The following is a 15,422-nucleotide window of genomic DNA, read 5'->3' as shown; positions in this document are numbered from 1 at the left end:
TGGAGAGTCCATGTCGCCGACCTCACGCCCGCTGCGCAAGCTGGGATTCCTCACCATCGGCCTCTTCGACGAGGCGGATCCACGCCGGGGCCACGAGTCCACGCTGGAGATCATCGAACTGGGCGAACGCCTCGGCTTCGACAGCGCGTGGCTCCGCCACCGTCATCTGCAGTACGGCATCTCCTCCCCCGTAGCCGTCCTGGCCGCGGCCTCGCAGCGCACCAGCCGTATCGAATTCGGCACCGCGGTCATCCCGCTCGGCTGGGAGAACCCACTGCGCCTCGCGGAGGACCTGGCGACGGTCGACCTGCTGTCCGGCGGCCGTCTCAACCCGGGCGTGAGCGTGGGCCCGCCGATGCACTACGACCGCGTCAAGGAGGCCCTCTACCCCGACACTGCCGACGTCGAGGACTTCGGTTACGAGCGGGTGCGGCGACTCCTCGACCTCGTACGGGGCAAGCCGGCCACGGACTTCAGCGGGGTCGAGGGCTTTGAAGTGTTCTCGGACCGGGTGCAGCCGCACTCCCCCGGCCTGGGCGGCCGTATGTGGTACGGCGGCGGCAGCCTGGCCTCCGCCCGGTGGGCCGGTGAGCACGGGATGAACTTCCTGACCAGCAGCGTCGTCAAGGCGGAAGGGTCTGATGAGGTGGCTGTGGACTTCGCGCAGGTCCAGCTCTCCCACATCCGCGCCTTCCGCGACCGTCACCCCGACGGCGAGAACGCCCGGGTCTCCCAGGGCCTCGTCGTCATCCCCACGGACTCCGCGACGCCCGAACAGCGCGCGAAGTACGAGGAGTACGCCGCCAAGCGCACCCCGCGCACCCTGTCACCGCAGGGTCCGGCAAGGCTGATGTTCGCGCCGGACCTCGTCGGCACCTCGGCGGAGATCGCCGAACGCCTCCACGCCCACGCCGCGTTCCGCGAGGTGGACGAGGTGGCGTTCGCGCTGCCGTTCACGTTTGAGCACGAGGACTATGTGCAGATCCTCACCGACATCGCGGCCCGTCTGGGTCCGGCGCTGGGGTGGCGTTCGGCGGCCTGAGCGGCAGCCCGTCGCGGTCGGTGAGGACGCGGTCGAGCAGGTGGAGCGGTGCGGGTCGCACCCCCGCCGCTTCGGCCACGTCCCAGTGCGCGAGGGCTCGGGGCAGGTCCACCAGGCCGTGGATCAGGGGTAGTTCGGGCGTGTTGATGTGCGCGTGGAGCAGTGACTCCAGTCGGCACGAGGCCATGGTGCCCTCGATACCGGGCCGCAGGGCGAAGCCCGCGCTCGCCGCGGCCGGCAGGTCCTCAGCGAGGCGGGTCCTGGTGGAGCCGAGGGCCAGCAGGCCGCCCCCGACGACCAGGACGTCCTGGTGGCTGCCCATCCGGTCCAGGGCGCGGGCGGTGTCGAAGCAGTGCGGGAAGGAGTCGTCGACCACGATCGTGCCGGGGCGCAGCCGGTCGATGTCCAGCAGATTCGTCGCACCGCTGACGGCGGTGACGATCACGTCGGCGGCGTAGACGGCGGCGGGCAGCGTACGCCCCGACTCGACGACCTGAACCCGTATCCCGGGGTGCTCCGCCGCCTGTGCTTCGAGGCGCCCGGTGCTGCCGGGCAGGTCGCACAGCAGCAGTTCGGCAGGTGGGCCGGGGGACGTCGCCAGCAGCAGCCGTAGCGACGAGGTGCCGATCGAGCCGCAGCCGACGACGGCGAGGGACAGGTCCTCGAGACGGCGGCCGGTCGCGGTGAGCGCCGCCTGCACGGTCTTCACCACGGCGACGGTCGTCGACGCGTGTCCGGTGGTGATCGCCGCTCCGGTCGTGGTCTCGCGCAGGACGTCATAGCCGTAGCCGGTCAGCGACGGGATCATGCCCGCGAGCGAGACGCAGCGCGCGCCCAGTGCGGCGCCGTGCTCGACGGCGCGGGCGGTGCGGGCCGCCAGGTCGACGGCCGGGGCGAGTTCGTCGGCGAAGAGCGGGAGGGCGACGAAGCCGGAGTTCCCGAGCGGGGTGTCGGTCTCTTCGAGCAGCCTGGCGCGGCCGTCCGGGAAGAGCAGCGCACGGATCTCCTCGCGGCCGAGGCCGGGCGTGTCGTGCGGGAGCCCGGCGAGGGCGGCGAGGTGCTGGGGCGCGGGCAGGTATCCGACAAGCGCGGCGTCGAGCTGCGGGCGCCGACGGCGGCCGGGACCGCGTACGGCATCGCCCAGCTGCCTCCGCATGTCCTCGGCGAACCCGGTCACCTCATCGGCGGTGAGCGCAGCCGCCGAGGCCCGGACAGTGACGCGCAGGCCCTTACCGTCCGCCGACGGCCGTACGGCCAGGAACACATCCGTACCCAACGGTGGCGGAGCGAGGGAGGAGTCGTCGGCGTGCAGGGACAGACCGCCGACCGTCTCGGAGCCCAGGGAGGTGAAGTCGAGGAAGGTGAAGAAGAACTGCGCGTGACACGGCAGTCCGGCCGCCGTACGTACATCGGTGGGGCCTTCGGCCCTGGCCAGATCCACCTCGGCGGCCAGCCGCCGCAAGTCGTCATCGAAGGCCACGCCGTCCGGCGCAGTGAGACGCAACGTCACCGCCTCCGCGAACGGGCCGAACACCCGAGGCGCGTCCACCGTCGACTCCTCGCGTCCGGTGACGGCGAGCCCGAGCATCAGGTCGCGCTGCCCGGTGAGTTCGGCGAGGGCGCGGTAGTAGGCGGTGAGCAGGGGGGCGTACAGGGTGCGGTGCGCCGCACGGGCGAGGGCGCGCAACCCGCCGGTCGTGGCGGCGTCCAGGGTGAACCCGGCGGTGTGGAAACCCGGCTGCCCGGTGGCCGGGCGACGCAGCACGGGCGGCGTGTAGGGCGCGCCCAGGCGGGTGCGGTACTCCTCGGCCTCGGGGCCGTGCGGGCGTGGCCGTACGGCGGACTGGGTGACGTGGTCCCGGAACGTGCCGTCGAGCGGGGACAGGCCGTGGGGCAGACCTCGGTCGAGGTGGTCGTAGGCGGTGAGCAGTTCCCTGGTGAGGAGGGCGGCGCTGTAGCCGTCGCCGATGAGGTGGTGGGCGTGCACGACGAGGACGTGCTCGGCGGGCGCCAGGGTGAACACCCGTAGCCGGAGCAACGGCCAGGCCCAGGGCTCCAGTTGGCGCCGCGCCTCCTCGGCGATGCGCTGCTCCAGTAGGCCGGGGTCGGCGAGGGTCTCCGTCTGTACGGGCAGGCGCAAGGTGTCCGGCAGCTCCTGTTGCACGGGCGGCCGGGCGCCCGCGGGGAAGACGGTGCGCAGCATCGGATGCCGGGCCACGAGCACGTCGACAGCCCGCTGGAGGACGTCGAGGCGCAGCGGCCCGGTCAGACGGAACCGGGCGAGCCAACCGGAGCCCGCGCCGGGGTCGATGGTCTCGGCGAGCAGGAAGCCCCGTTGGGAGGGGGTGAGGGGGTAGGGGTCCGCGGAACGCATCGGGACCGCTTGTGGTGCGGGGGTCACGACGGCTGTGTCGAGCGCCGCCGCGAGCGCGCGGAGGGTGGAGTGGGTGTAGACGGTGGTCGGGCGTGGGACTGCGGGCAGTTCCTCGCGCAGGCGGGCGAAGAGTTCGAGTACGAGGATGGAGTCGCCGCCGAGTGCGAAGAAGTCGTCGTCGCGGGCGATGTCGGGCGTGTCCAGCAGGGCCGACCAGATGCGGGCCACGATGTGCTCGGTCGAGGTGGCGGGTTCGGGGGCAGGCCGCTCCGGTGCCTCGCCATCGGCTGCCGTCTCCTGTGCCAGCCGGTTGCGGTCGATCTTGCCTGTGCCGGTAAGGGGGATGGACGGGAGGGTGCGGATGCGTCCGGGCAGCATGTACGGCGGCAGCACGCGGGACAGGAAGGCCCGGATCTCGCGCGTGTCCGGCTCGGCCGCTCCGGTCCGGGGCTCGACGTACGCGACCAGGCGGCCGTCGACGAGCAGTACTGCGGCACGGGCGACGTCGGGGTGGGTGAGGAGCGCGGCCTCGACCTCGCCGAGTTCCACTCGGTGGCCGCGGACCTTGACCTGGTCGTCGAGGCGGCCGAGGAACTCCAGTACGCCGTCCGGGGTTCGACGGACCCGGTCACCGCTGCGGTACCAGCGGCGGCCGTCGCGTTCGAGGAAGGCCTCGGCGGTGAGGCGGGGTTCGCCGAGGTAGCCCGGGGTCAACCCCGTTCCGGCGATGAGCAGTTCACCGGCCTCGCCGGGAGCGCAGGTGCGTCCGTCCTCGGTGACGACGGCGAGTTCGGTACCGGCGATGGGTCGGCCTATGGGCAGGTGTCGTACGTCGTCGGCGGGGCGGGTGTGGATGATGTGGCAGGTCGCGTTGATGGTGGCCTCGGTCGGCCCGTACAGGTTGGAGATCCTGTGCTCCGCCGCTCCCCCGCAGGCGTCGAGCAGGTCGAACCAACGGCGCACGTGCGCGGCGGGCAGCGCCTCACCGCCGACGTGCACCCAGCGCAGGGCCGACAGGTCGGGCGGTGTCGCCCGGGTTTCGGCGGCGGTCAGCAGCCGCTCCCACAGCGTCGGCACCGAACTCCACACCGTGATCCGGTCGTTGACGATCCTGTCCAGGAGTGCGTCCGGGTCGCGTAGTAGGTCCCGGGTGAGGGTGTGGACGGTGGCGCCGGCCAGCAGGGGTGCCAGCAGCTGGCGTACGGAGGCGTCGAAGCAGACGGACGCGGTCTGTACGAGGCGGTCTCCAGGGCGGTAACCGAAGGTGCTGAGTGACCAGTCGAGGTAGTTGAGCATGGAGCGGTGGGTGATGGGGACGGCCTTGGGGCGGCCGGTGGAACCCGAGGTGAAGATGACGTAGGCGGTGGCGTCGGGGGACGGGTGCTCGGCCGGGGTCGGTGCGGCCGGGGAGCTGTCGTCGGCCATGACCGATGTGGTGCCGTCCAGCGCGGTGGCGGTTTCGTGGGTCGGCGTGTGGCAGACCACGACGCGGACGCCGGTGCGGGTCACCTGGTCGCGCAGCCGGGGCACGGGGTGGGTCGGGTCCATCGGTACCCAGCCGGCGCCGGACCGCAGGATGCCCACCACGCCTACGACCGTGTCCGCGCCGGGATCGGTGAGCAGGCCGACCAGATCGCCTGGGCGTACACCGCTCGCGCGCAGGCGGGCCGCCAGGGCGGCGGAGGCGGTGTCGAGCTCGGCGTACGTGACAGTGGTGTGGTCGGTGTGGACGGCGATGGCGGCCGGGGTCGCGCGGAAGCGGGCGGTCAGGCGGGCGACGATGCCCTCGTCGCCGTCATGTGCCCGTGCGGGAGGATCGGACTCCCCGACCGCCGCCCGCAGTTCTCGCACGTACTCCCCCGCGAGGCGCTCGACGGTCTCGGGGCGGAAGAGGTGCGCGGGGTGGTTCCAGGAGAAGTGCAGGGCGTCGTCCGACTCCCAGCACAGCAGCCCGAGCCTGGTCGCCGCGGAGGCGGTGGCCGCCGCGGTCGGGGTCACGCTGACCGGCCAGTCCCTGCCGTGGCTCACGGGGAAGCGGGCGAAGCTGAACCCGGCCGGGGCGACAGTGCGCGGCGCCGGGCCGGTGGCGGGCAGCAGCGCGGCGATGTCGGGGCTGGTGAGCGTGGCGTGGGACTCGGCCTCGCGCCAGATGTGCCGCAGCCGCTGGGCGAGGGCGGTCACGGGTTCGTCCGGGTCGACGGTGACGAACACGGGGAGCGTGTCGGCGAGCGGACCGACGAGCCGGTCGATGCCGGGCAGCGGTGCCTCACGCCGGGCCCGTGCGACGTTCACGGCGACGTCCCGCTGTCCGCCCCAGCGGGCGAGGCAGCGGCCGTACACGGCGAGGAGCAGATGGAAGAGGGAGACTTCGTGCCGGGCGGCCAGCTCCCGCAGCGTGGCGGTGAGCGAGGCGTCGAGGGTCGACTGACGGTGGGTGAGCGGCGGCGTCGGGAGGGCCTGCGGGTCGCCGTCGTACGGCAGTGGCGCGGGCCTGCGCCCGGCGACGCGGTCGCGCCAGTACCGCTGGTCCCGGGTGAAGGCCGGGGACCGGCGCTCGGCCGTGAGGTGATGCGCGTAGTGGGCGAACTCGGTGCGCGGGGGCGGGAGTTCGTCGGGGCGGCTATGGGCGAGGGCCGTATAGAGCGACCAGAGTTCCTCGCACAGCACCTTGAGGCTGAAGCCGTCGGCCGCGCTGTGGTGGACGACGAGGAGGAGGTGGGCGTCTTCGAGGTTGCGGACCAGGACGGCGCGGATCGGATCCTCGGCGGTCAGGTCGAACGGGCGGTTGTACAGCCGCTGTTCCAGGTCGGAGAGGGATGGGGCGGTCTCGTCCGGCTCATGCACCTCGAACCAGCTGGGCGCGGTGCCGGTCGGCCCGGCGGGGGCCGTGTATTGGTGCGCGGGCGTGGCGTCGTCGGTGATCCGCAGGCGCAGCATGGGGTGGCGGGCGGCCAGTTGGGCGAGGGCGCGGCCGAGGAGGTCCGGGTCGAGGGGGCCGCGGATGGTCTGGCGTAGGTAGCCGTAGGCGGTGATGCCTTCGTGGAGGGCTTCGGTGGTGAGGAAGGCGAGTTGGAGGGGGGTGAGGAGGGTCTGGTGAGCTGGGCTCGTGAGGGGTGCCGGAGTGCTGCTCTGGGTTCCGAGGTGGGCGGCCAGTTCGCCGACCGTGCGGTACTCGAAGAGCAGCGTGGCGGGGAGCGGGAGCCCGACTTCCGACTCCAGGCGGCGTGCGAGGTCGACGGCGGTGAGGGAGTCCAGGCCGAGGCTGAGGAATTGCTCGTCGTCGCCGATGGTCTTCGGTGCGCGGTGGAGGGCTTCGGCGAGGAGGCGGCGTATGAGCTCGGTGGTGTGGGAGGGGGCGGGCGCGGTGTGTCGGGTGACCGGGTGGGCGGCCGTGTCCGGCGTGGTCACGAGCAGGTGGGCGGCTCCGGTGGCGACGGCCGTCCGCAGTGCCTCGATGGCGTCCCGCGTCGTCATGGGGCCGGTCGCATGCAGTCGTGCCCCAGCGGCCATCCCCGCGTCGGCCACGGGTCCGAACCCGATCGCCTGCCAGGGCCGGCCCGCCGCGCGTTCTGCGGCGGCGAAGGCGTCCAGGAAGGCGTTGGCCGCCGCGTAGTCGCCGAGGGCGCCCGCGAGGCCGGGCAGGACCGAGGAGACGGAGGAGAAGGCGACACACACGGCCGGTTCCTGGCCGTGCCGCCGCAGCGCCTCCGCGAGCAGCAGCGTGCCGCGTACCTTCGGGGCGAGCACCTGCTCGATCTCCGCGTCGCTCTTGGCGCGGAGCGTGCCGGGCCGGACCTTGCCGGCGGCGTGGAAGAGCCCGTCCAGCGGGGGCAGTTCGGCGAACAGCGCGTCGACGGCGGCCTCGTCGGACACGTCGGCCGCGTGGTAGACGGCTCGCGCGCCCCGGGCACGGAGTTCGGCGAGCAGTGCGTCGGGCACGGTCGCGGAGCGTCCGGTCAGGATCAGCTCGCACGCGCCGCGCCCGGCGAGGTCCCGGGCGAGTGCGGAACCGAGCCCTCCGGCACCGCCGGTGATCAGGTAGGTGCCGTCCGGCGGCAGTTCGGCGAGCGCCGCCGGGGCCTCCGCAGGCGTACGGCTGAGCCTGCGCCCGGACCGCCGAGCGACGACGCCGGGGTCGTGAGCCGCGTACAACTCCCCTTCCAGGGCGTCGACTTGGACCGCGAGCGTGTCGCCGCCCGACAGGTCGACGGCGCGGGCGGCGAGCCCGGGGTGCTCCTCGCCGAGCGCCAGGGTGAATCCGTGCAGGAGTGCCTGCGCCGGGTTCGTCCGCTCCGGCGGTGTGCCGGTGACGTAGGCGTCCTCGGTGACGACCAGCAGGCGGGAGCAGTCGGCGGGGAGCAGGTCGAGGGTGTGGCGCAGGGCGGTGACTGTGGCCTTCGTGGCGGCGATGGGGTCCTGCGGGACCTCGTCTCCGGCCAGCCACACCACGGTGTCCGCGGACCGTCCATCGGCGGTGTCGTCGGTCAGGACCGTCACTCCACGGACGGCGAGCCGCTCGGCCAGCGCCCGCCCGAGCGCCCGGTCGCCGCCTAGCAGCCGCACCACGCCGGGCCCGTCGCCGGTCGTCAGAGGCGTGTCCCGCCAGTCGAGCCGCCGCACCATCGCGCCCGTGCCGCCCGGCCAGTACCGGGTCCGCCGATAGGGGTACGTCGGCACCGGCACCCTCGGCCGCCCGGCGGCCGGGGCCGTACGGTCCAGGGCCGTTCCGCGTACCCAGAGCCGCCCGGCCGTCTCCAGCAGGGCACGGGAAGCCGTGTCAGGCCCTGCCGCCGAGGAGAGTCCCGTCGACAGCACCGCTACATCGGGGGCGCCGTGCCCGCCGGCCACCGCGCGAACCGCGCCGCTCAGGGTGTTTCCCGGTCCGAGCTCGACGAACGTGTCGTAGCCGTCGTCGAGGAGCCGCATCATCACCGCCCCGAACCGCACCGGTTCGACCGCGTGCCGTCGCCAGTGGCCGGGCGTGAGATCGGGCTGCCAGTCGGCCGTGACCGTGCTGAGCAGCGGTACGGACGCCGGTTTCACGGTGAGTGTCTTCGCGGCGTCCGCCAGCGGGGCGAGGACCGGCTCCAGCAGCGGCGAGTGGAAGGCGTGGGAGACCCGCAGCCGGCGCGTGGCCACACCGCGTGCCGTCAGTTCCGCGAGAGCGTGCTCGACGGCGTCCTCGGTGCCCGAGATCACCACCTGCCGGGGCCCGTTGACGGCGGCGACGCTCACCGCGCCGGCGAAGTCGGCGACGGTGTCCTCGTCCCCGCTCACCGCGGCCATCGCTCCGGGCGGCGCCAGCTCCCCCACCAGCCGCCCACGCTCCGCGGCGAACCCGACCGCCTCGGCCAGACTCAGCGAACCGGCGACACAGGCCGCCGCGATCTCCCCCACACTGTGCCCGGCGACCGCGTCGGCGGACACACCCCACTGCGCCAACTGCCGGGCCAGGCCGACCCCGAACGCGACGAGCAGCGGCTGGGCCACCTCCGTCCTCGCCAACTCACCTGGATCCACACGGGGATCGAGGCACCACTCGGCGAGCGAGCGCCCGAGCACGGGCCCCGTCAGCGACGACGCCTCATCCAGGACCTCGCGGAACACCGGAGCCGACCGGTACAGGGCGCGCCCTTGGCCGGGTCGCTGGGCGCCCTGGCCCGGCAACAGGAACACCGTGCGGGGCCGGGACCGGGCCACCGTGAGGTCCGCGGCGTGGAGGCGGTCCGCGAGGTCTCCGTCGGCGACCACGGCGAGGCGGTGACGTCCGTCGTCCCGGGCGGTGTTGACGGTGGCGCAGAGGTCCGCCTCCGTCAGCTCCGGGTGTGCGCGCACATGGGCGGCGAGGTCGGCCGCGGCGGCGCGCAGGGCGTCGGCGCTGTGCGCGGAGAGCGTGAGCAGGTGCGGGCCTTCGGCGGCCGGCGCCGGGGAGACCGTTGGTCCGGGTGTCTCCTGGAGGACGGCGTGTGCGTTGGTGCCGCCGAAGCCGAAGGCGTTGACGCCCGCGGTCAGGGGTCCTGGGGTCCGCCATGTCTGCTGCTCGGTGACGAGTCGGAAGCCGGGGGCGACGCGTTCCAGGTAGGGCGCGGGCGGGGTGGTGTGCGGGGAGGGCGGGAGCTGCCGGTGCTGGAGCGCCAGGACCGTCTTGACCAGGCCCGGCATGCCGGCGGCGTTGAGCAGGTGGCCGATGTTGGCCTTGACCGAGCCGAGGAGGCGTGGCCGCCCGTCCGTGCGGGGCGGGAAGGCGTGCCCGAGCGACTGGGCCTCGATGGGGTCGCCGACCGGGGTGCCGGTTCCGTGCGCCTCGACGTACGACACCGTGTCGGGGTCGATGCCGCACTCGCCGTAGGCCCTGGTGATGACCTCGCGCTGGGTGCGCGGGTTGGGGGCGAGCAGGCTCAGCGAACGCCCGTCGTTGTTGACGGCCGTGCCCCGAACGACGGCGAGTACCGGATCGTCGTCCCGCTGTGCGTCGTCGAGGCGGGCCAGGACGAGGGCCGCTCCGCCCTCGCCGGGGACGATTCCGTCGGCGGTGGCGCCGAAGGGACGGCCGGCGCCCGTCGGGGAGAGTGCGCCGGCACGGGCGAGGAGGCGGTGGCCGGTCGGGGTGAGGGCGAGCTGGACGCCGCCGACCACGGCGATGTCGCACTCGCCGCTGTGCAGGCTCTGCCGTGCCAGGTGGAGGGCGACGAGCGCCGAGGAGCAGGCGGTGTCCACGGCGAGGGCGGGGCCGTTGAGGTCGAGTGTCTGGGAGAGGCGGGCGGCGATCAGGTTGGGCAGGTTGCCGGTGAGGGCGCCGGGGTGGGCGGCCAGGTCGCCGTCGGTGGCCGAGGCCAGGATCTCGCGGTATCCGCTGTCGCCGACGGCGGCGAACACTCCGACCCTGCGGCCGCCGCGGCGCGCCCCCGCGTATCCGGCGCGCTCCAGGGCCTCGTGGGCGAGCTCCAGGAAGATCCTTGCCTGCGGATCGGTGGCGCGGGCCTCCTCGTCGTCCATGCCGAAGGGGGCGGGGTCGAAGTCCGCGGGGTCGGGGAGGAAGGACCCGAAGAGGCCGTGGCCGTCCTCCCATCGGTTTTCCGGTACGGCCGTCACCGTGTCGCGTCCGGAGACGAGCAGGTCCCAGAAGGCCTCGGGGGTCTCGGCGCCGGGGAAGCGGCAGGCCATGCCGAGAACGGCCACCGGCCCATGAGCGGGTGCCGGGGCACCCTCTCCCTCGCGGTCCGACGCTCCGCCGGCATCGCCGAGCAGGGCCAGCACATGCCCGGCCAGCGCGGCCACCGTGTCGTGGTCGCGCAGCACCCGCGGCTCCACGGTGACGGAGAAGGCGTCCTCGATCCCGCCCAGCACCGCCATCGCCTTCAGCGAGGAGCCGCCGAGGGCGAAGAACCGGTCGTCCCGTTGGATGGCCTGCGGGGAGAGGTCAAGTGCCCTGGCCCAGGCCCCCCGGATCGTGTCCTCGATGTACCGTCGCGCAGGCGGCGCCTCCCCCTGCGGACGCCGCCGTTCCCGCCGGGCGGTCGCCGCCCGTTCCTCGACGGCCGCGTAGGCGCCCGCCTCGAACCGCTCGCGCATCAGCGCACGCCGCAGCTTGCCGCTGGTGGTCCGGGGAAACGCGCCGGGCGGCAGGGGCAGCACCCGTACGTCGTCGTGCCCCAACGCCTCGCGGACCCGGGCCGCCGCCGCGTCCAGCACCGCGACCGCGGTGGCGAGGGCTGGCCGCGCCCACTGTACGAAGATCACCACCCGGTCGCTGCCGGTGTCGGGGTCAGTGGACCCGATGGCCGCCACCGTCCCCTTGGGCAGCCCCGGCGTCGCGGCGGCGGTCTCCTCCAAGTCGGCTGCGTGGAAGGTACGGCCGCCGACGAACACGACGTCCTTGTGCCGGCCGGAGACACACAGCCGGCCCTCGCTGAGGAAGCCCAGGTCGCCGGTGCGCAGCCATCCTTCGGCGAACGTGGCCGATTCCGGGGTGCGGTGATAGCCGCGGGCCAGTTGAGGACCGCGTACCTCGACATGGCCGACCCGCCGGTCGCGGAGCGGCTCGCCGGAGGTGCCGGTGATCCTGATCTCGCAGTCGGGGACGGGACGGCCCAGGTCCATGAACTCGACGGCGTCCGGGCCGGGTTCGGCGGCGACGGCCCGGCCTCGGCTCAGCGCCCCGCGGTCCAGGCACAGGGGCGCGGCGACCTCCCCGAGCGGTGGCACGGTCACCGCGAGGGTGGCCTCGGCCAGTCCGTACACGGGAAGCATGGCGGTGGCGTCGAGCCCGGCCGGTGCCGCCTTCGCGGTGAACTCCCGCCACACGCGCGGGGCGATGGGCTCGGCGCCGACCAACATCAGGCGTACGCGGCTGAGGTCGAGGCCGGTCCAGGTGCTGTCCGGCACGCGCCGTACCGCGAGGGCGAGCGCGAAGTTCGCGGCGGACAGCAGGGTCGCCCCGTGCCGTGCCACCGACTCCAGCCACAGGGCGGGGCGCTTGGCGAAGCTGAGGGGTTCCAGCCGTATCTGCTTCAGTCCGGCGGCCATGGGGACCAGATGGGTGCCTATCAGGCCCATGTCGTGGAAGTACGGCATCCAGGTGGCCACGACGTCGTCGGACGTGATGGCCATCGCGGCGCGGATCTGGCGGAGGTTGGCGAGGACGGCCTCGTGGGTGAGTTCCACGCCCTTGGGGTCGCCGGTGCTGCCGGAGGAGAACTGCACGAACGCCAGATCCTGTGGCGCCCGGCGGAGCGGCGCGGGCAACGGGCGGGCCGTCCGCAACTCGCCCAGCCGCAGGGCCCGTACCGCTTCCGGGAGTTCGCGGAGGAGTTCCTCGGTGGCGTCGTCGACGAGGACGGCGGGCCTGCCGAGGAACTCCCACACCGGTGCCACCCGGCGTGCCTCGGGGGCCAGCGGCACGGGCACCAGACCTGCCGCGAGCGCTCCCCAGAACATCGGCTGGAAGTCCTCGCCGAGAGCCGCGAGGACGGGGACAGGGGTGCCGGGCCGAAGTCCCGCCGCGTGCAGGCCGCCCGCCACGCGCAGGGCGTCGTCACGCAGTTCGGCGAAGGTCACCGGGTGCTCGCCGCCGTCGCCCCGGACATGGACGACGACCTGGCCGGGGGTGTCCTCGGCCGCGTGGAGCAGTAGGTCGAGGAGCGTGTCGGCGGTACGGGGCCCGGCAGTCGGCATGTGCTTCCTTCCTCGTCGCACGCGGCGAGGGGCTCGCGGGCGCGCCCTGCCGACGTCGGGTACCCGGCAGGAGCGTTGTCGATCATTCACCTGTACGACGACGAGTCTCGTCCATGGGTTCACTGGTGAGGAGACCGGTCGGCCAGGTGTTCGTGGTCCGTGATCCGGTCAGTGCCCTGCTGGATGCACCGCCAGGTGGGCCGAGACCGGTCCCAGGGTGAGCAATCCGCTTCCCGCGCCCGCCAGTTCGTGCGCCGCGGGGAGGAGGGCGGTGTAGGCGCGTTCCATGGTCCGCCGGTCGCCGAGGGCCGTCGCCGCTCGGGCGGTCAGACACCACAGGGCTTCGTGGAGGAGGTCGCGGGGTGGTTCGGGCGTCGTGTGGAGGGCGTCGAGGGCCTCGCTCCGGCGGCTCTGGTCGAGCAGGAGCAGGGGGCGTGCCCAAGGGGCGTACGGGCCCCAGTCGGTGGGGGCGTCGAAGTCGAGGGGCCGGGCGTGCCGGACACGCAGGCACAGCAGGGCGAGCGGCGGCAGGCCGTGGGCGAGGCCGGGCATGCCCGCGCCGTCGAGCAGAGCGGCGGCGTCGCGGTAGGCCGCCTCCACCTCGGTCACGGGTGCCCGGCCGGCGGCGTCCAGCCGTAGCGCGGCGTACCAGCCGGTGAACACGCCCACGAGCGGGCGTTCGTGCCGTGCGGCGAGTGCGTCGGCGGCGACCGCGTGGTGGTCGGCGGTGGTGAAGTCGCCGAGGGCGCTGCGGGCCTGGAGGCGGACGAGGTGGCCGAGGATCTCGAACGTGGACAGGCCGTGCCGGGCGGCGAGCGCGATCAGCTCGGCACCGATCGCGTCCCGGCGCGGGGCCAGCCCGGTGCGGTGGAAGCACTGCATGAAGGACGCGTTGAGGGCGAACGCGAGCAGCGCCGGATCGTCCAGGCGGCGGGCGATCTCCTCGGCGAGGCGGGCGGCCTGCGGGCCCCGGGCGAGCCGGGTGCCGCGCGACTCCAGGGCGATGGTGGCGAGCAGCCGGGCCCGGTCCGCGTCGTGGCCCTCGCCGGGCAGGGCGGCAAGGGTGCGCTCGGCCGCCGCGACGACCTGCGCGGTCTGTTCCGGGTCGTCGAGGCGGGTCCAGATCGCGGGGACGTCGTAGGCGCCGATCACCCGGGCGGTCAGTGCGGGATCGCCCAGTTCCTCGGCGGCCGCCACGGCGGCGACCCGGTGCTCGCGGGCGGCGGGCAGTCCGCTGCCGCCGGTCAGCGCGAGGTTGCGCAGCAGTCCGGTCGTGGACTCCAGGCGGGCGCGGGCGTCGGGGGCGACGGCGCGGTCGTAGGCGGCTGCGACCTGCTCCCAGACCCGGCCGGCGGGGTGGGCGGGCGTGCGGGCGAGGTGGTCGGACTGCTGGAGGATGTCCCCCTCCAGGGCGCGCAGGCCGGGTCCGGGGTCGATGCCGAGCCGGTCGGCCAGCAGCGTCCGCGCACGGCGCAGCACCTCCAGCGCGTCGGCCTGCCGACCCGTGCGGTACAGGGCGAGGGCAAGCAGACGCCAGGCGTTCTCACGCCACGGGTGCTCGGCCGCGTGGGCCTCCAGGTCGGCCGCCGCGCGCTCGGCCAGGTCAAGGTCGAGCAGGGCCTCGGCGCGCAGTTCCACGGCGTGCAGGCGCAGCTCGGCCAGGCGGCGGCTCTCGGCGCGGGCCCACGGCTGCTCCGCGAACTCCGCGTAGGCGGGGCCGCGCCACAGCCCGAGCGCCTCCTCCAGCCGTACGGTCGCCTCCTTCGGCGGCAGCGTCGCGGCGTCGGCGACCGTCCGCTCGAACCGCCAGGCGTCGACCGCGTCCGGCGTGGCACGCAGGGCGTAGCCCGGGCCCTCGGTGACCAGCAGCCGGGCCGGGGTGCGGGGCGGCCGTTCGGGTTCCAGGGCGCGACGCAGGGCGGCAACGAAGGTGCGCACCGCGCCCACGGCGTCGGCGGGCGGGTCCGACCAGAGGTCGTCGACCAGGCGCGAGACGGGTACGACGCGGCCCCGGGCGACGATCAGCCGGGCCAGCACCGAGCGGTGTCGCGGCCCTTTGAGGGCGATCGGGTCGCCGTCCGCGTCCCAGGCCGTCACCGGCCCGAGCACCCCGAAGCCAGGGCTCATGTCTGTCACCGCCCTCCACCGTCGCGGGTCAACCGCCACCGACGGAATGCGCGGTCCGCGGTGATTCACGATAGTCCGCCGCGCCGCCGACCGATCATGTGGTCGACCCACCAGCAGCCGTCGCCCGCTCGGCCCCGCCGACCGGCTGGCGGCGGCCGGCCACGAGGCCGCCGGCCGCTCCCAGGGCGACCAAACCCATGCCGGCCGCGGTCGCGATGCCCTTGGCACCGTCCATGGCGAAGTACGAGGCCACCGCCACGGCGCCGTTGAACAGGAACAGGAACCACAGCACCGGCCGCGTCGACAGAAACGCCTTGATCCTCGGCTTCTTAGTGATGCGCGCGCCGGTCACCAGCGCGACGGCGACACCGGCGAACGTCGCCGCGTTCTTCTCCGTGCCGTCCAGGACCGCACCGGCCCCCATGCTCGCGGCCAGGCCGGCGGCGAAGAACGACCAGAGCAGCAGACCGGCGACGAACGACTTCACGATGGCCAGAGGCGATTTCGACGTCATGAGGATTCCTTCGGTACGGGGAGCTCGACGGCTCTCGTGATCTCCGCCGTCCACGATCCCGTCGCCCGTACGGCGTCACGAGGGAGCGCACTCCCGAACCGATGGTGGAGCAAGCTACACCCGCGTTCGGGAGTGTGCTCCCTCGTGGCGGAAGGGCCGTTGACGGGATCGTTGGCGGCAGGAAGTTCACC

4 protein-coding genes are annotated in these 15,422 nt (G+C 74.0%); 1 reads left to right on the top strand and 3 read right to left on the bottom strand.

From position 1 onward, the window contains the following. Nucleotides 1–10 precede the first annotated feature (10 nt). Nucleotides 11–1,042 carry an LLM class flavin-dependent oxidoreductase gene (locus IE325_RS27785; protein ID WP_190072812.1) on the top strand — a complete coding sequence of 344 codons (1,032 nt, stop codon included), beginning with the start codon at nucleotides 11–13 and terminating at the stop codon, nucleotides 1,040–1,042. Here IE325_RS27785 and IE325_RS27780 read toward each other — a convergent pair. The 3 genes from IE325_RS27780 to IE325_RS46265 form a co-directional block, all read right to left on the bottom strand. Further along, nucleotides 987–12,590 (bottom strand): non-ribosomal peptide synthetase/type I polyketide synthase, encoded by an 11,604-nt coding sequence (locus IE325_RS27780; protein WP_190072811.1) that lies wholly within the window; start codon nucleotides 12,588–12,590, stop codon nucleotides 987–989. The genes IE325_RS27785 and IE325_RS27780 overlap by 56 nt on opposite strands. Nucleotides 12,591–12,758: 168 nt before the next feature. Continuing rightward, nucleotides 12,759–14,717 carry an AfsR/SARP family transcriptional regulator gene (locus tag IE325_RS27775; RefSeq protein ID WP_190072810.1) on the bottom strand — a complete coding sequence of 653 codons (1,959 nt, stop codon included), beginning with the start codon at nucleotides 14,715–14,717 and terminating at the stop codon, nucleotides 12,759–12,761. Nucleotides 14,718–14,811: 94 nt separating this feature from the next. Then, the gene (locus IE325_RS46265; RefSeq protein ID WP_229912077.1) at nucleotides 14,812–15,231 is read right to left on the bottom strand and encodes a hypothetical protein; all 420 of its coding nucleotides are present in this window, start codon (nucleotides 15,229–15,231) and stop codon (nucleotides 14,812–14,814) included. Nucleotides 15,232–15,422: the final 191 nt, after the last annotated feature.

The sequence above is a fragment of the Streptomyces lanatus genome (genome assembly GCF_014655715.1).
Lineage (GTDB): Bacteria > Actinomycetota > Actinomycetes > Streptomycetales > Streptomycetaceae > Streptomyces > Streptomyces lanatus.
This window is presented reverse-complemented; position numbering and strand designations above follow the sequence as displayed.

Excerpts from the sequence above, each read along its gene's own strand:
- IE325_RS27785 (WP_190072812.1), top strand. The coding sequence starts at position 11 with ATGTCGCCGACCTCACGCCCGCTGCGCAAGCTGGGATTCCTCACCATC.
- IE325_RS27780 (WP_190072811.1), bottom strand. The coding sequence starts at position 12,590 with ATGCCGACTGCCGGGCCCCGTACCGCCGACACGCTCCTCGACCTACTG.
- IE325_RS27775 (WP_190072810.1), bottom strand. The coding sequence starts at position 14,717 with ATGAGCCCTGGCTTCGGGGTGCTCGGGCCGGTGACGGCCTGGGACGCG.
- IE325_RS46265 (WP_229912077.1), bottom strand. The coding sequence starts at position 15,231 with ATGACGTCGAAATCGCCTCTGGCCATCGTGAAGTCGTTCGTCGCCGGT.